Annotated in this window: 10 protein-coding genes; 5 read left to right on the top strand and 5 right to left on the bottom strand. The window is 64.7% G+C overall.

Annotated elements, in window-relative coordinates; translation table 11 throughout:
* Window positions 1-97 precede the first annotated feature (97 nt).
* A complete protein-coding gene (locus GGD66_RS17280; protein WP_018315712.1) occupies window positions 98-1,270 on the top strand; it encodes a M20 aminoacylase family protein in 1,173 nt (390 codons plus the stop codon).
* A 73-nt stretch (window positions 1,271-1,343) separates the two neighbouring features.
* Here GGD66_RS17280 and GGD66_RS17275 read toward each other — a convergent pair whose 3' ends face one another.
* The 3 genes from GGD66_RS17275 to GGD66_RS17265 all read right to left on the bottom strand — a co-directional run bounded on the left by GGD66_RS17275 (window position 1,344) and on the right by GGD66_RS17265 (window position 5,748).
* Complete coding sequence (locus GGD66_RS17275) at window positions 1,344-2,972, bottom strand: inorganic phosphate transporter (RefSeq protein WP_183258444.1); 1,629 nt, start codon at window positions 2,970-2,972, stop codon at window positions 1,344-1,346.
* A 98-nt stretch (window positions 2,973-3,070) separates the two neighbouring features.
* Window positions 3,071-4,513: a UdgX family uracil-DNA binding protein gene (locus GGD66_RS17270; RefSeq protein WP_183258443.1), complete on the bottom strand. Its 1,443-nt coding sequence runs from the start codon at window positions 4,511-4,513 to the stop codon at window positions 3,071-3,073.
* Window positions 4,513-5,748, bottom strand: coding sequence for a putative DNA modification/repair radical SAM protein (locus GGD66_RS17265; protein WP_183258442.1), 1,236 nt, complete (start codon window positions 5,746-5,748; stop codon window positions 4,513-4,515). Before GGD66_RS17265 ends, GGD66_RS17270 begins: the two co-directional genes overlap by 1 nt.
* Before the next feature lie 162 nt (window positions 5,749-5,910).
* Here GGD66_RS17265 and GGD66_RS17260 point away from each other — a divergent pair, with 162 nt between their 5' ends.
* Genes GGD66_RS17260 through GGD66_RS17250 form a run of 3 tightly spaced genes read left to right on the top strand, consistent with a single transcriptional unit; the run spans window position 5,911 to window position 11,562 of the window.
* On the top strand, window positions 5,911-6,699 hold the full coding sequence (locus tag GGD66_RS17260) for an ImuA family protein (protein ID WP_183258441.1): 789 nt from the start codon (window positions 5,911-5,913) through the stop codon (window positions 6,697-6,699).
* Complete coding sequence (locus GGD66_RS17255) at window positions 6,596-8,191, top strand: DNA polymerase Y family protein (RefSeq protein WP_183258440.1); 1,596 nt, start codon at window positions 6,596-6,598, stop codon at window positions 8,189-8,191. The genes GGD66_RS17260 and GGD66_RS17255 overlap by 104 nt, the downstream gene beginning before the upstream one ends.
* The gene (locus GGD66_RS17250) at window positions 8,188-11,562 is read left to right on the top strand and encodes an error-prone DNA polymerase (RefSeq protein ID WP_183258439.1); all 3,375 of its coding nucleotides are present in this window, start codon (window positions 8,188-8,190) and stop codon (window positions 11,560-11,562) included. The genes GGD66_RS17255 and GGD66_RS17250 overlap by 4 nt, the downstream gene beginning before the upstream one ends.
* Before the next feature lie 328 nt (window positions 11,563-11,890).
* Here the strand turns inward: GGD66_RS17250 and GGD66_RS17245 are convergent, their stop codons facing one another.
* Window positions 11,891-12,661 (bottom strand): SDR family NAD(P)-dependent oxidoreductase, encoded by a 771-nt coding sequence (locus GGD66_RS17245; RefSeq protein ID WP_183258438.1) that lies wholly within the window; start codon window positions 12,659-12,661, stop codon window positions 11,891-11,893.
* Between the two features lie 237 nt (window positions 12,662-12,898).
* On the bottom strand, window positions 12,899-13,186 hold the full coding sequence (locus tag GGD66_RS17240; protein ID WP_028146977.1) for a hypothetical protein: 288 nt from the start codon (window positions 13,184-13,186) through the stop codon (window positions 12,899-12,901).
* 53 nt (window positions 13,187-13,239) lie between these two features.
* Here GGD66_RS17240 and GGD66_RS17235 point away from each other — a divergent pair, with 53 nt between their 5' ends.
* The gene (locus GGD66_RS17235) at window positions 13,240-14,634 is read left to right on the top strand and encodes a CoA transferase (RefSeq protein WP_183258437.1); all 1,395 of its coding nucleotides are present in this window, start codon (window positions 13,240-13,242) and stop codon (window positions 14,632-14,634) included.
* The last annotated feature ends 10 nt before the right edge of the window (window positions 14,635-14,644 follow it).

Genomic DNA, 14,644 nt, shown 5'->3' with positions numbered 1-14,644 from the left:
ACGAGAGGACAGGGTTACCCTCGGCCCGCGGCAGTTGGGTGGACTGGCGCTTGCATGGTAGACAATCCTGCATTTTCAACAAAGCTTGAGACCTTCCATGCCCATCGTGAACCGCGTCGCCGACCTTCAACCCGATATTCAGGCCTGGCGCCGGGACATCCACGAGCATCCCGAGCTGCTGTACGATGTTCATCGCACTGCAGCATTCGTCGCGGACCGGCTGCGCGAGTTCGGTTGCGACGAGGTCGTCACCGGGCTCGGCCAGACCGGCGTGGTTGGGGTGATCAAGGGCAACAAGCCGGCCGGCGAGGGGCTCAAGACGATCGGCCTGCGCGCCGACATGGATGCGCTGCCGGTCGAGGAGCAGACCAACCTGCCTTACGCCTCCAAGACCCCGGGCAAGATGCACGCCTGCGGCCATGACGGCCACACCGCGATGCTGCTCGGGGCCGCCCGCTACCTCGCCGAAACCCGCAATTTCGCCGGCGATGCGGTCGTGATCTTCCAGCCCGCCGAGGAGGGCGGCGCCGGTGGCGCGGCCATGGTCAAGGACGGCCTGATGGAGCGCTTCGGCATCGAGCAGGTCTACGGCATGCACAATGGCCCCGGTATTCCGATCGGCTCGTTCGCGATCCGGCCGGGCCCGATCATGGCGGCGACCGACGAGGTCGATATCATGATCGAGGGCCTCGGCGGTCATGCCGCGCGTCCGCACAAATGCGTCGATTCCGTGCTGGTCGGCGCGCAGGTGATCACCGCGCTGCAGTCGATCGTCGCGCGCAGCGTCGATCCGCTGGAATCGGCCGTGATCTCGATCTGCGAATTCCACGCCGGCAACGCCCGCAACGTCATTCCGCAGACCGCGACGCTGAAGGGCACCATCCGCACGCTCTCGCCCGAGGTGCGCAAGCTGGTCGAGAAGCGCGTGCATGAGGTGGTGGCGGGCGTCGCACAGATCACCGGCGCGAAGATCGACTTGCGCTACCAGCGCAACTATCCCGTCGTGAACAACCACGCTGCGGAGACCGAGGTGGCGCGGCGCATTGCAAAGCAGGTTGCCGGCGATGCCAACGTGCACGAGATGCCGCCGCTGATGGGCGGCGAGGATTTCGCTTACATGCTGGAAGCGCGCCCCGGCGCTTTCATCTTCTGCGGCAACGGCGACAGCGCCGGCCTGCATCACCCCGCCTACAATTTCAACGACGAGGCGATCGTGTTCGGCACGTCTTACTGGGTCAAGCTGGTCGAGGAATCGCTCGCGGCGTCGTAACGCCGAGCTTCAAGCGCAAATGAAAAGGGCCCGTGCATCGCACGGGCCCTTTGTCTTTGAGGAGCGTGATTGCTCAGAAGATCCGCGAGAAGATCACGTAGAGCGTGGCCGACAGCATGATCGCGCAGGGCAGCGTCAGCACCCAGGCCATCAGCAGATTGCGGATGGTCGCCATTTGCAGGCCCGAACCGTTCGCGGCCATGGTGCCGGCGACGCCGGACGACAGCACGTGGGTGGTGGAGACCGGCAGGCCGAACACGTCGGCGGCGCCGATCGTAGCGGCGGCCACGAGCTCGGCCGAGGCGCCCTGTGCGTAGGTCAGATGGCTCTTGCCGATCTTCTCGCCGACCGTGATGACGATGCGCTTCCAGCCGATCATGGTGCCGAGGCCGAGAGCGATGGCGACGGCGACCTTCACCCAGGTCGGGATGAACTTCGTGGCGCCGTCGAGCCCGCCCTTGTAGGCGTTCAAGGTCGCGACCTCTTCCTTGTTAAGGTCGTTTTCCTTGTCCTTCATCAGGAAGCGGATCGCTTCCGAGGTCAGGTACATGTCGTTACGGGTGTTGCCGACCACTTCCGCCGGCACCTTGTTGAGCGAGCCGTATTTCGCGACCTGGTCGCCGACATCCTTCACCAGCACCGACAGCGAGGGGTAGGTGCCTTCGCTGATGTGGTGCGAGGTGATGTACTGCGTCACCGCAGGACGGGGATCGCCGATGATCGAGTGACCGGCACCCTTGGCCGCGATCACCTTGGAAGCAGCATCCGAGACCTTCTGGAACTGGGCGACCTGGGATTCCGGCAGTGCGCGATTGAGCGCATAGGCGGTCGGCACGGTGCCGATCAGGATCAGCATGATCAGGCCCATGCCCTTCTGGCCGTCGTTCGAGCCGTGCGCGAAACTGACGCCGGTGCAGGTCGCGATCAAGAGGCCGCGGATCCAGAGCGGCGGCGCCTTGTTGCCCTCGGGCGCGGCATACAGGGCCGGGTTGCGCACGACGAACTTGAGCAGCAGCAGCAGCGTCGCAGCGCAGATGAAGCCGAACAGCGGCGACAGCAGCAGCGCGTAGCCGATCTCGGTCGCCTTGGTCCAGTCCACGCCCGAGGTGCCGTCGCGGCCGCGCATGACTGCGTTGGCGACGCCGACGCCGATGATCGAGCCGATCAGCGTGTGCGACGAGGAGGCGGGCAGGCCGAAGAACCAGGTGCCGAGATTCCACAGGATCGCGGCGATCAGCAACGCGAACACCATCGCGAAGCCGGCGCTGGAGCCGACCTGCAGGATCAGCTCGACCGGCAGCAGCGAGACGATGCCGAAGGCGACCGCGCCGGAGGACATGAGCACGCCGAGGAAGTTGAAGAAGCCCGACCACATCACCGCGACTTCGGCCGGCAGCGAATGGGTGTAGATCACGGTCGCCACCGCATTGGCGGTGTCGTGGAAGCCGTTGACGAATTCGAAGCCGAGCGCGATCAGCAGCGCGACGAACAACAGGATGTAGGGCAGGTAGCTCGTCACGCGTGCGCCGGTTGCGTTGACGTCGACATAGATGCTGTAGGCGACGAACAGCAGGCCCGCGGCGAGGATGCCGAAGAACAGGATCATCGTCAGCGGATTGAAGCCCTTGTCGAGATTTGGCCGCGAGGCCGGCTGGATCGGCGCGGGATCGGCTACCGCGCGGTCGAATGCTACATCGGTCATGTCTGGACGCCCCTTAACTTTGAAGTAAGGGTATTGTCCGCGATGGATTTGAAGGCTGGATGACAAGCGGCGGTTGAAAACCGTTTTCCTGCCAGTATTTAGGCGGCCCGCGCGGCTCTCTTCTGCAAGCCGGCAGCGATCTTCAAATCGTCGACAAAGCGCTGATATTCCTGCACCTTGGCTTCCGGATCGGGCAGCCGCAGCAGATAGGACGGGTGCACCGTCACCAGCGCTTTGCGTCCGTCGGGAAGGTCGATGAGCCGGCCGCGGGTCTTGCCGATGGGGGTGATCTTGCCGAACACGCTTTGCGCGGCGGTGGCACCCATCGCCACGATCAGATCAGGCTGAATTGCCAAGACTTCCCGCTCATACCATTGCCGGCAGGCCCGGATCTCCGGCGTATTCGGCTTCTGGTGCAGGCGGATCTTTCCGCGCGGCACGAATTTGAAGTGCTTCACCGCATTGGTGACATAGACCTTCTTGCGATCGACACCGGCCTCCTCCAGCGCACGGTCGAGCATCTGGCCCGCCGGACCGACGAACGGATGGCCGGCGAGATCTTCCTTGTCGCCGGGCTGCTCGCCGACCAGCATAATGTTGGCGGATCTCGGGCCTTCGCCGAACACGGTCTGGGTCGCGTCCTTGTAGAGGTGGCAGGCGCGGCAATGCGCGGCCTCCTCGCGGAGCGCTTCGAGATCGTCGGCAGCTGGCTTGCGTTTCATCGGAGCCTCCGGCCGCTTCTGAGGCTTGTGCGGATCGGTTGCGGCATTGGCGATCATGGCGCCGGTCATGCGTTCGGCGTCCTCGATCAAGGGCTTAATGATCGAAGCCTCGGGCAGGTTCCTCCAATATTTCTTCGGCATCTCGGCCTGCATCGCCTTCACCTTGAGCCGGGCCGGATTGAAGATGCTGGCGTAATAGCGCCGCCAGGTTTCCTCCAGCCGGTCTTCGCCCGGTGCTTCGCTCTTGCTGACGCCCGGCGTGAACGCGAGCGCGTGGCCGTCCCAATGTGCGCAGAGGTCCGGCGTCAGGATCGACCAAGGCATGTCGGCAAAGCGTTTTGCGAAGAACGGGGCTGCGAGCTCGACGATGTGATGCTCCGGCTCGAACCAGGCGACGTAATGCGCCTCGCGTTCCCTGCCGATCTCGCGGAAGCGGACGAAGGCGTGCATCTTGTGTTCGTCGCGATGGACCGCTCGCGCCATCGCCGTGACCTGCGCGACATCAGGGTCGGTCGCGACCTCGATGAGGTCGTGGTTGTCCTTCAGCCGAAACAGCAGCCGATAGAGGATCGCAAAGCGCTTGATATCGCGGTGCAGGATTGCGGCCTGGGCGAGTTCGACGAATTTGCCTGATACGTTGAAGGTGCCGTCGTTCACCTCGAGGATCGGAGACGGCGCTTGCGGCGCGAACAAATCGGCTTCGCCGCCCTGTACGGTCCAGGTGACATCGGTGGGCTGCACATGATGAAGCACGAGGCTGCGCGCGGCTTTGCGCCAGCCGTCGAAATCGGTTTCGTTGTCGAGGGTGATGTACTGCATCAGAAGCCAAATCCCAATTGTGTTGCTTTCGGCTTGAAGCGCTCGATCAGCCCGGCGGCATCGAGACGATGCGGCGAGGGGCGGTGATCGCTGAGGACGATGAATGGCAATGCCTTGTGCTTGGGCACGTGCAGCCGGGCGAGATCGGAGAGACGGATCGTGGTGGTGCGCCGTGTTGCAATGATGCGCTCGACCGTTTTGGTGCCGAAGCCCGGCACGCGCAGCAGCTCCTCACGGCTGGCGCGGTTGATGTCGAGCGGGAAGCGGTCGCGATGGCGCAGCGCCCAGGCGAGTTTTGGATCGATGTCGAGCGGCAGCATCGCGCTGTCGTCGACGATCTCGCCGACATCGAAACCGTAGAACCGCATCAGCCAGTCGGCCTGGTAGAGCCGGTGCTCGCGCAGCAGCGGCGGCTGCACCAGAGGCAAGGCGCGGCTGGCGTCGGGGATCGGGCTGAAGGCGGAGTAGTAGACGCGCCGCAGGCGGTAGGCGCCGTAGAGATTGGCGCTGGTGTGGAGAATGGTGTGGTCGGAGGCAGCATCAGCGCCGACGATCATCTGCGTGCTTTGGCCCGCCGGCGCGAAGCGCTGCGGCTTGGCCCTGGTCTTCGCACTGCGGCCTTCCTCGGCCTCGTCGAGCTTCAGCCGCAGCCGGCCCATTGTACGGCGGATCGCGCGCACGTCCTTCTCCGGCGCGAATTGCTGCAGGCTCGTCTCCTCGGGCATCTCGATGTTGATGGAGAGACGATCGGCATATTTGCCGGCTTCCGCGATCAGCGCATCGTCGGCCTCGGGAATGGTCTTGAGATGGATATAGCCGCGGAAGTGATGCTCCTCGCGCAGCTTTCGCGCGACGCTCAAAACCTGCTCCATGGTGTAGTCGGGGCTGCGGATGATGCCGGAGGAGAGAAACAGGCCCTCGATGTAGTTGCGACGGTAGAAGTCGAGCGTGAGCTTGACCAATTCGTCGACGGTGAAGCGGGCGCGCGGCACGTTCGAGGAGGCGCGGTTGACGCAATAGAGGCAATCGTAATTGCAGGCGTTGGTCAGCAGCACCTTGAGCAGCGAGATGCAGCGTCCATCCGGCGCGTAGGAATGGCAGATGCCCATGCCGGGCGCGGTCGAACCCATGCCCTTGCCGTCGCTGGAATCCCGCTTCTCGGTGCCGCTGGAGGCGCAGGACGCGTCGTATTTGGCGGCGTCAGCCAGGATTTCCAGCTTGCGTTGTACGTCCATCTTGGAATCCCTTTGATTCAGCTCATGAATCCGCTTGCGCGCCAATTCGATTGACTCTCTACGCGCCGTTAGCTTTATATTAGAACATATCATGAACAAATGAGCCAGCCGCTGGTTCTCTTTTTGAGAGCCATCGGCAATCACCCTGAAGGAGCGGCGAGCATGAGCGGCGCACGTCAAAGCGCGCTTGCGACCTTGCGCGGCCAGATCGAGCGTATCGAGACGGCGACGGTCGTGCATCCGCACGATCGCGTCGCACTCGGTCATAGCGAAGCCGACAACGCGCTGAAGGGCGGGCTCGCGCGCGCGGCGATCCACGAGGTGTTTTGTGAGGGACGGCAGGGGGCGGCCGCGACCGGCTTCGTCATGGGGCTTGCCGGGCGCGTCTCGGTGCAGCGGCCGTTGCTGTGGGTACGGCAGGATTTCTTGGAGATAGAGGCAGGCGCGCTGTCGATGAGCGGGCTCGCCGAGCTCGGCCTCGATCCGCGCCGCGTGGTGATGGTGCGCGCCGCCGATGTCGAGAGCGCGCTGCGTACCTCGGCCGATGCGCTCGCTTGCGATGCGCTCGGCGCCGTCGTGCTCGAGCTCTGGGGCGAGACCAGGCAGTTCGATCTCGTGGCGAGCCGCAAGCTGACGCTGGCCGCGCAAGGCTCCGGCGTCACCGGCCTGATGCTGCGGATGGCGGCGCAGCCGCTGCCTTCGACCGCGGAGACCAGGTGGATGCTGCGCGCGGCGCATTCGCCGCCGGGATCGGTGTGGGACGCATGGGGCGCGCCGCGCTTCGATGCCGAACTCTTGCGTAATCGTCATGGCCCCTGCGGCCGGTGGATCATGGAATGGAATTGTGATGAGTGCCAGTTCAGTGAACCGTCGACGTATTCTCAGCCTGTGGCTGCCGCGCCTGCCCATCGACCGGATCCAGCGTTTCTTCAACAGCGCCGGGCTGGGTAAAACCAATAATGAGCCGAGCATCGTCGTCATCAAGGACAACAATGCGCTGGTGATCCATGCGCTGGACGAGGCTGCCGAGCGCCTCGGCCTGTACATCGGTCAGCCGCTGGCCAATGCGCGGGCGATGTGCCCGGACCTGAAAGTGTTCGATGCCGATGTCGCGGCCGATGCGAAGACGCTTAGCGACATCGCCGACTGGTGCGACCGCTTCACGCCGCTGGTCGCGCTCGACCCGCCGCATGGGCTGTTCCTCGACATCACCGGCTGTGCGCATCTGTTCGGTGGCGAGGCTGCGTTGCTGCAAGCGCTGGTTCGTGCGCTCGGCCGACAAGGCTTTGCCGTCAGCGCGGCAATCGCCGGCACCTCGGTCTGCGCGCGCACGCTGACGCGGCAGGCCACGGGCACCATCGTTGCCGATGGCGAAGAGGCGAGGGCGATCAGCCGGTTTCCGGTGTCCGCGCTCGGTGCGGGCGAGGCCATCACCACCGGCCTGCGCCGCGCCGGCCTCAAGACCATCGGTGATGTCGCCGCGCGCTCGCCGAGCGAGATCACGGCGCGGTTCGGGGCGCGGTTCTCAACCTTGCTCGCACATGCGCTAGGGCAGGGCGATGCGCCGATCAACCCGCGTAAGCCGTTGCCCGATTACATCGTTGAGAAGCGTTTCGCCGAGCCGATCGCGACCGACACCATGATCGCAATGACGCTGTCGCGGCTCGCCGATACGCTGATCGCGTCGATGGAGAAGCAGGGCAAGGGCGCGCGCCGGCTAGAAGCCGCGTTCTTCCGCACCGACGGCGTGGTGCGCGCGATCATGGTCGAGACCGGACGTCCGGTGACGCGAAGCGCGGTGATCGACCGGCTGTTCCGCGAGCGTCTCGATGCGCTGGCCGATCCCCTCGATCCCGGCTTCGGCTTCGACATGGTGCGGCTGTCGGCGAGCCGGACCGAGATCGTGGTGCAGGAGCAGCGCGATCTCGACGCCCATGTCCACGACAATGACGAGCTTGCCGCGCTGATCGACCGCATCGCCGCGCGCATCGGCGGAAAGCGCGTCGTCGTGCACCTGCCTGAGGATACCCATATTCCCGAATGCGCTGTGATGGCCGCGCCGGCGCAGCATCATCTCACCGCCGCCATGCAGGCCGAATGGCCGGCACGGACCGAAAGCGAGCCGCCGCTGCGTCCCTTAAGGCTGTTCGACAAGCCGGAGCCGATCAAGGTGCCGTTCGCGGCCGTGCCGGATGGTCCGCCGCATCAGTTCACCTGGCGCCGCGCGCTGCATGCCGTGGTGCGGGTGGAAGGACCCGAGCGTATCGCGATGGAATGGTGGCGGCAGGACGGCAAGCAGCTGACGCGGGATTACTTTCGCATCGAGGACGCCGAGGGCCTGCGCTTCTGGATTTTTCGCGACGGACTTTACGAGGGGGAGGTGTTCGACGGCGACGGCGAGCCTGCTTCTCCCGGCTGGTATGTGCACGGTCTCTTCGCATGAATACGCCCGCCTATGCCGAAATCGGCATCACCACGAACTTCTCCTTCCTGCGCGGTGGCTCGGATCCGCGAGCCTATGTGCATCAGGCGAGCAAGCTCGGCATTCCCGCGATCGGAATCGCCGACCACAACACGCTCGCCGGCGTGGTGCGGGCCTGGAATGAGCTCGACAATGACAAGGTGTTGCACAAGCCGAAACTGCTGATCGGTGCGCGCATCGTCTTCATCGACGGCACGCCCGACATTTTTGTCTACCCGCGCGACCGCGCCGCCTATGGCCGGCTGTGCCAGCTCCTGACCAAAGGCAAGCGCGGCGACGACATCACGCGGATCGAGAAGGGCGAGTGCCGTCTCACCTTCGCCGATCTCCTGGAATTTTCGGAAGGCCAGCTCCTGGTCCTGACGTTGCCGCATCGCTTCGAGCCGGCGCAGGCGCTGGATGTGCTTGCAAAACTAAAGGCGAGCCGCGCCGAAGGCGTGTGGCTGGCCGCGAGCCTGATCTATCGCGGCGACGACCGGCGCCGCCTGGCACGGCTCGATGACCTCGCCGCCGAAGCAAAAGTGCCGCTGCTCGCGACCAACGAGGTGCTTTATCACGATCCCGGCCGCCGTCCGCTTCAGGACGTGCTGACCTGCATCCGGGAAAAGACCACGATCGAGGCAGTCGGACGGAAGCTGGAAGCCAATGCCGAGCGGTTTCTGAAGACGCCCAGGGAGATGGCGCGGCTGTTCCGCGATATCCCCGAGGCGATCGCGGAGACCATGCGTTTTGCGGGGAAGATCGACTTCTCACTCGACCAGCTCAAATACCAGTATCCGGACGAGCCGGTGCCGCCAGGCAAGACCGCGCAAGGGCATCTGGAGGATTTGACCTGGGCGGGCGTCGATAAATATTTTGGAGGTAAGATCGACGACAAGCTGCGCGCGACGTTGAACAAAGAGCTCGCGCTGATCGCCGAGCTGAAATACGCACATTATTTCCTCACCGTGCACGACATCGTGCACTACGCGCGCAGCCAGAACATTCTGTGCCAGGGGCGGGGATCGGCGGCGAATTCGGCGGTGTGCTACGTGCTCGGCATCACCTCGGTCGATCCGACCAAGGTCGATCTGCTGTTCGAGCGCTTCATCTCCAAGGAGCGGCTGGAGCCGCCCGATATCGACGTCGATTTCGAGCATTCCCGGCGCGAGGAGGTGATGCAATATGTCTATCGCCGCTACGGCCGCCATCGTGCCGCGATCATCGCAACGGTCATCCACTATCGCCCGCGCAGCGCCATCCGCGACGTCGGCAAGGCGCTGGGCCTGACCGAGGACGTCACCGCCGCGCTCGCCGACACCGTCTGGGGCAGCTGGGGCAAGGGTCTCAACGACATGCAGGTCAGGCAGGCCGGGCTCGATCCGCAAAATCCCATGATCAACCTTGCTGTCGAGCTTGCGACCGAGCTGATCGAATTCCCCCGCCATCTCTCCCAGCATGTCGGCGGCTATGTGCTGACGCAGGACCGGCTCGACACCTATGTCCCGATCGGCAACGCGGCGATGGACGACCGCACCTTCATCGAATGGGACAAGGACGACGTCGACGCGCTCAACATGATGAAGGTCGACGTGCTCGCGCTGGGCATGCTGACCTGCATCCGGAAATGTTTTGATCTGATCGCAGACCACAAAGGCGAGCGTTTTGTGCTGGCGAGCGTTCCCCAGGACGACCCCAAGGTTTACGACATGCTGTGTGACGGGGAATCGCTCGGCGTGTTCCAGGTCGAGAGCCGCGCCCAGATGAACATGCTGCCGCGCCTGAAGCCGCGGACGTTCTACGATCTCGTCATCGAAGTTGCCATCGTGCGCCCGGGTCCGATCCAGGGCGACATGGTACATCCGTATTTGCGGCGGCGGAACGGGCTTGAGAAAGTGACCTATCCCTCGCCATCGCCCGAGCATGGTCCCGCGGACGAGCTCTACAAGGTGCTGCACAAGACGAAGGGTGTGCCTCTCTTCCAGGAGCAGGCCATGCGCATCGCGATCGAGGCGGCAAAATTCACGTCCGAGGAAGCCAACGGCCTGCGCCGCTCGATGGCGACCTTCCGCAATGTCGGCACCATTGGCCAATACGAGGAGAAGCTGATCGGCAATATGGTCGCGCGCGGCTACGATGCCAATTTTGCCAGAAGCTGCTTTGACCAGATCAAGGGCTTTGGCTCCTACGGCTTCCCGGAGAGCCACGCCGCGAGCTTCGCCCAGCTGGTCTACATCTCGTCATGGCTGAAATATCATCACCCCGACGCCTTCTGCTGTGGCCTCCTGAACTCGCAGCCGATGGGCTTTTATGCGCCGGCACAGATCGTCAGCGATGCCCGCAAGAACGGCGTCGAGGTGCGCGATATCGACGTGTCCTATAGTTTTGCGCAGAACACGCTGGAGAATACTGACGGCAGGCATTGTGCCGTCCGCCTTGGCTTTCGCCAGATCGACGGCTTCCATTGGCTCGATCCCGATGAGGAGGTCCTCAAGAAGGAGCAGGCGAAGCGGCAAGGCAAAGTCTACGTCACTCAGGAGGACTGGGCCGACCGCATCATCGCCGCCCGCAACCGTCGCCCCTTCACCTCGCTGGAGGATTTCGCCCGCGACACCGGCCTGCCCAAGCGCGCGCTGATCCTGCTGGCCGATGCCGACGCGTTTCGCTCGCTCGGGCTCGACCGTCGCGAGGCGCTGTGGCAGGTGCGGCGGCTGCCCGACGACGTGCCGCTGCCGCTGTTCGAGGCGGCGACCGCGCGCGAGCAGCCGGACGAGCACGCGCAACCGCTGCCGGTGATGCCGCGTTCCGAGCAGGTGGTCGCGGACTACCAGACCATCCGGCTATCGCTGAAGGGGCACCCGATGGAATTCTTGCGCGAGATGTTTTCGCGCGAGCGCGTCGTCGCCTGCAAGGATGTCAGCCACGAGAACGAGCGCCGGCGCGTCCGCTGCGCCGGCGTGGTGCTGGTGCGGCAACGGCCGGGCAGCGCCAGCGGCGTCGTGTTCATGACGCTGGAGGACGAAACCGGCATCGCCAATGTCGTGGTGTGGCCCAAGATCATGGAGCAGTACCGGAAAGAGGTGATGGGCGCGCGCCTCATCCTGGTCGAGGGCTATATCCAGAGCAGCCCCGAGAAGGTGACGCATCTCATCGCCCAGCGCATGATCGATCGCTCGCACGATCTGGTCGGCCTCGCCAACGACGCCCTGAGCCGCAAGCATCCGGTGCCGGCAGGTGCCACCGTGGTCGAGCCGCTTAACGAAGACTCCCGCGCGCTTACGGACATGCCGGCGCAGAAAATCCGCCACCCCCGCAACGTCCGCATCCTGCCGCCATCGCGGGATTTTCATTGAGGGGTGGCGCGGAGTGCTGCCACACGTACGGCTGCCGTAGGGTAGGCAAAGGCGCCTAAGCGCCGTGCCCACCTCCTTTTGCGGCTCGTCGCGAAGACGTGGGCACGCCTCCGCCTTCGCTCTTCGAGCTACGGCGGACAAGTCGCTTTGCCCACCCTACGAGTTTTCCGCTCGCAATGACGAATTTGTTGAAGTAGCGTGCCACACGCTCAGCCGTCATACCCCGCGAAAGCGGGGTATCCAGTACGCCGCGGCTTCTCGGCTCTAGCCGCGCCGTCTCTGGAATACTGGATCGCCCGATCAAGTCGGGCGATGACAGTGCGCCCTTCTAAAAATTCACCCGGTTCGAGATCGCGCCGTCCACGACGAGATTCGACCCCGTCGTGAACCCCGACACCGGGCTTGCCAGAAACACCGCGGCGCTCGCGATTTCCTGCGGCGTTGCCATCCGGCCGGTCGGATTGCGCTTCATCGCGTCGTTGTAACGCTCGGGCATGTTCTTCTCGACCATCTCCCAGACGCCGCCCTTGAAATAGACGGTGCCGGGCGACACCACATTCACGCGAATCTTCTTCTTCGCATATTGCCGCGCCAGTCCCTTGGCCATGTGGATCAGCGCCGCCTTGATCGGGCCGTAGGAGCTGGCCGTGTCGGCCTGCGCCGCCGAGATCGAGGAGATGATGACGAAGGCGGCGTCGCCGCTCTTCTCGCCGCTCGTTTCGAGGAACGGCCGCGCGGCATCGAAGGCATGCACGGCGCCGAGCAGGTCGAGCTGGAAATTCTGCTGCCAGGATGCGGCATCGTGGCCCTGCGCCATCGCGCCGGCATTGGAGAACAGCATGTCGATGCCGCCGAGCTCTTTTGCGGCACCTTCGATCCAGGATTTCAGCGCAGCGCCGTCGGTTACGTCGACCGGGCCGCCGGCGGCGTTGACGCCCTCCGCCTTCAGCTCGGCAACGGTGGTCGCGACCTGATCGGCATTGCGCGCGCACACCGCGACATTGGTGCCTTCCCCGGCGAGCGTCTCCGCAATCGCCCGCCCGATGCCGCGCGTGCCGCCGAGCACGATGGCGTTCTTGCCTTTGAGACCGAGATCCATTGTTGGGTTTCCTTTTTGTTGGTCGTGGAGAGTGTAGCCGCGTGCGCGGCATCGCCGCAAATCCCATTGTTCGACCGTCACCCTGAGGTGCCGGAGCGTAGCGGAGGCCTCGAAGGGCGACAGCCCGGCTGCCACCTCGGCCGTGCATCCTTCGAGGCTCGACTTGCGATGCATCGCAGGCCTCGCACCTCAGGATGACGGGATTAGCATTGGAGGACATGCCACCACCTTACGTCCTCACTCCGGCGCGGCCCCCACCGGCGGGCCGCCGGGCGGGCGGTGCAGGAAGGTCAGCGAGGCGTAGGCGCCGGCCCAGGAGCCGATCGCCGCGAAAGCGACATAGAACGCGTTTTCGGTGTAGCTGATCACGGCGTAGGAGGAGAGCATGTACCAGACCGCGCTCCAGTTCGCAGCTGACATGCGCTTGCGCGCGATTACAGCCGAGGTGAACATCACATAGACCGCGTCTGTGGCCGCCGTTGCGATGAACACGGCACCTGCGGTGAGAGGATCGATGGCGGCCATTGCATGTCCTTATATGCTAATAGGATGTTGAAAGCTAAAGGGAGAGAAGGGTCATGCAAAGCCCCGCCGACATTCTCAGGGATATCTGGACCTCCGCCGGCGGCGATGCGTCCGCGCTCGAACGTGTGCGCTTGACCGGAGAGGAGCCGCAGATTCCATCCTCCTTTCGTGTTGCTGTTGCCGGCCAAACCACGATTGCTGCGGCGGGCCTTGCAGCGGCCGAGATATGGAGACAACGCAGCGGCGAAACCCAAAACGTCTCCGTCGACATGCGCCACGCCGTCGCCGAATGTCGCTCCGAGCGCTATCTGCGCCTCGACGACAAGCCGCCGCCGCCGGCCTGGGACGCGATCGCCGGCGTCTACAGGACCGGCGATGGCCGCTTCGTCCGCTGCCACACCAATTTCCCGCATCACCGCGACGCCGTCTGCAAGGTGCTCGGCTGCGAGGCGGAGCGCGACAAGGTGCAGGCAGCGCTGATGCAGTGGAAGGGCGAGGATTTCGAGACTGCGGCTTACGCCGCGGGCGGCGTGGTCGCTCTGATGCGGAGCTACGACGAATGGTCGGCTCTGCCGCAGGCGCGCGCGCTCGCCGGGTTGCCGCTGCTCTCGATCGAGAAGATCGGCGATGCCCCGCCAAAGCCGTGGCCACAAGGCGATCGTCCGCTTGCAGGTCTGCGCGTGCTCGATCTCTCCCGCGTCATCGCAGGCCCCGTCGCCGGCCGCACGCTCGCTGCGCATGGTGCGGACGTTCTGCTGGTGTCAGGGCCGGAGCTGCCCGCCATTCCCTGGCTCACCATCGACACCGGCCGGGGCAAGCTCGCCACGTTCGTCGAGCTCAAGGGCGAGACGGGCAGGGCGCAATTGCGCGAACTGTTGCGGGAGGCCGACATCTTCTCGCAGGGCTATCGCCCCCGCGCGCTCGCCGCCCTCGGCTTCGCTCCCGAGGATGCAGCGCAGATCAATCCGGGCATCGTCTATGTGACGCTGTCGGCCTATGGCCACGCCGGCCCCTGGGCCGAGCGGCGCGGCTTCGACTCCCTCGTGCAGACCACGACCGGATTCAATCATGCCGAGGGACGTGCTGCCGGTCTCGATGGTCCCAAGGAATTGCCGGCACAGATGCTCGATCACGCCACCGGCTATCTGATGGCGTTCGGTGCGATGATGGCCAAGGCGCGTCAGGCGCGCGAAGGCGGCAGCTGGCACGTGCGGGTGTCGCTGGCGCAGACCGGGCGCTGGCTTTGGGATCTCGGCCGGCTCGATGGCGGACTGAACACCCCGGATCTTACGGGCGAAGCCGTACATACTGCGTTCATCGAGAACATGCCATCTGGCTTCGGCATGTTGAAGGCGGTGCGCCATGCGGCGATGCTGTCGAAGACGCCGGCGCAATGGAGCCGCCCGGCAATGCCGCTCGGCAGTCATCCGGCACAGTGGCCGGCGTGAAGCTGACGTG

The sequence above is a fragment of the Bradyrhizobium sp. CIR48 genome, assembly GCF_014198315.1.
Taxonomy (GTDB): Bacteria; Pseudomonadota; Alphaproteobacteria; order Rhizobiales; family Xanthobacteraceae; genus Bradyrhizobium.
This window is presented reverse-complemented; position numbering and strand designations above follow the sequence as displayed.

What these genes read in the sequence shown, in the direction of transcription:
- GGD66_RS17265 (WP_183258442.1), bottom strand. Translation starts at nt 5,748, where the DNA reads ATGGACGTACAACGCAAGCTGGAAATCCTGGCTGACGCCGCCAAATAC.
- GGD66_RS17235 (WP_183258437.1), top strand. Translation starts at nt 13,240, where the DNA reads ATGCAAAGCCCCGCCGACATTCTCAGGGATATCTGGACCTCCGCCGGC.
- GGD66_RS17240 (WP_028146977.1), bottom strand. Translation starts at nt 13,186, where the DNA reads ATGGCCGCCATCGATCCTCTCACCGCAGGTGCCGTGTTCATCGCAACG.
- GGD66_RS17255 (WP_183258440.1), top strand. Translation starts at nt 6,596, where the DNA reads ATGAGTGCCAGTTCAGTGAACCGTCGACGTATTCTCAGCCTGTGGCTG.
- GGD66_RS17280 (WP_018315712.1), top strand. Translation starts at nt 98, where the DNA reads ATGCCCATCGTGAACCGCGTCGCCGACCTTCAACCCGATATTCAGGCC.
- GGD66_RS17260 (WP_183258441.1), top strand. Translation starts at nt 5,911, where the DNA reads ATGAGCGGCGCACGTCAAAGCGCGCTTGCGACCTTGCGCGGCCAGATC.
- GGD66_RS17270 (WP_183258443.1), bottom strand. Translation starts at nt 4,513, where the DNA reads ATGCAGTACATCACCCTCGACAACGAAACCGATTTCGACGGCTGGCGC.
- GGD66_RS17275 (WP_183258444.1), bottom strand. Translation starts at nt 2,972, where the DNA reads ATGACCGATGTAGCATTCGACCGCGCGGTAGCCGATCCCGCGCCGATC.
- GGD66_RS17245 (WP_183258438.1), bottom strand. Translation starts at nt 12,661, where the DNA reads ATGGATCTCGGTCTCAAAGGCAAGAACGCCATCGTGCTCGGCGGCACG.
- GGD66_RS17250 (WP_183258439.1), top strand. Translation starts at nt 8,188, where the DNA reads ATGAATACGCCCGCCTATGCCGAAATCGGCATCACCACGAACTTCTCC.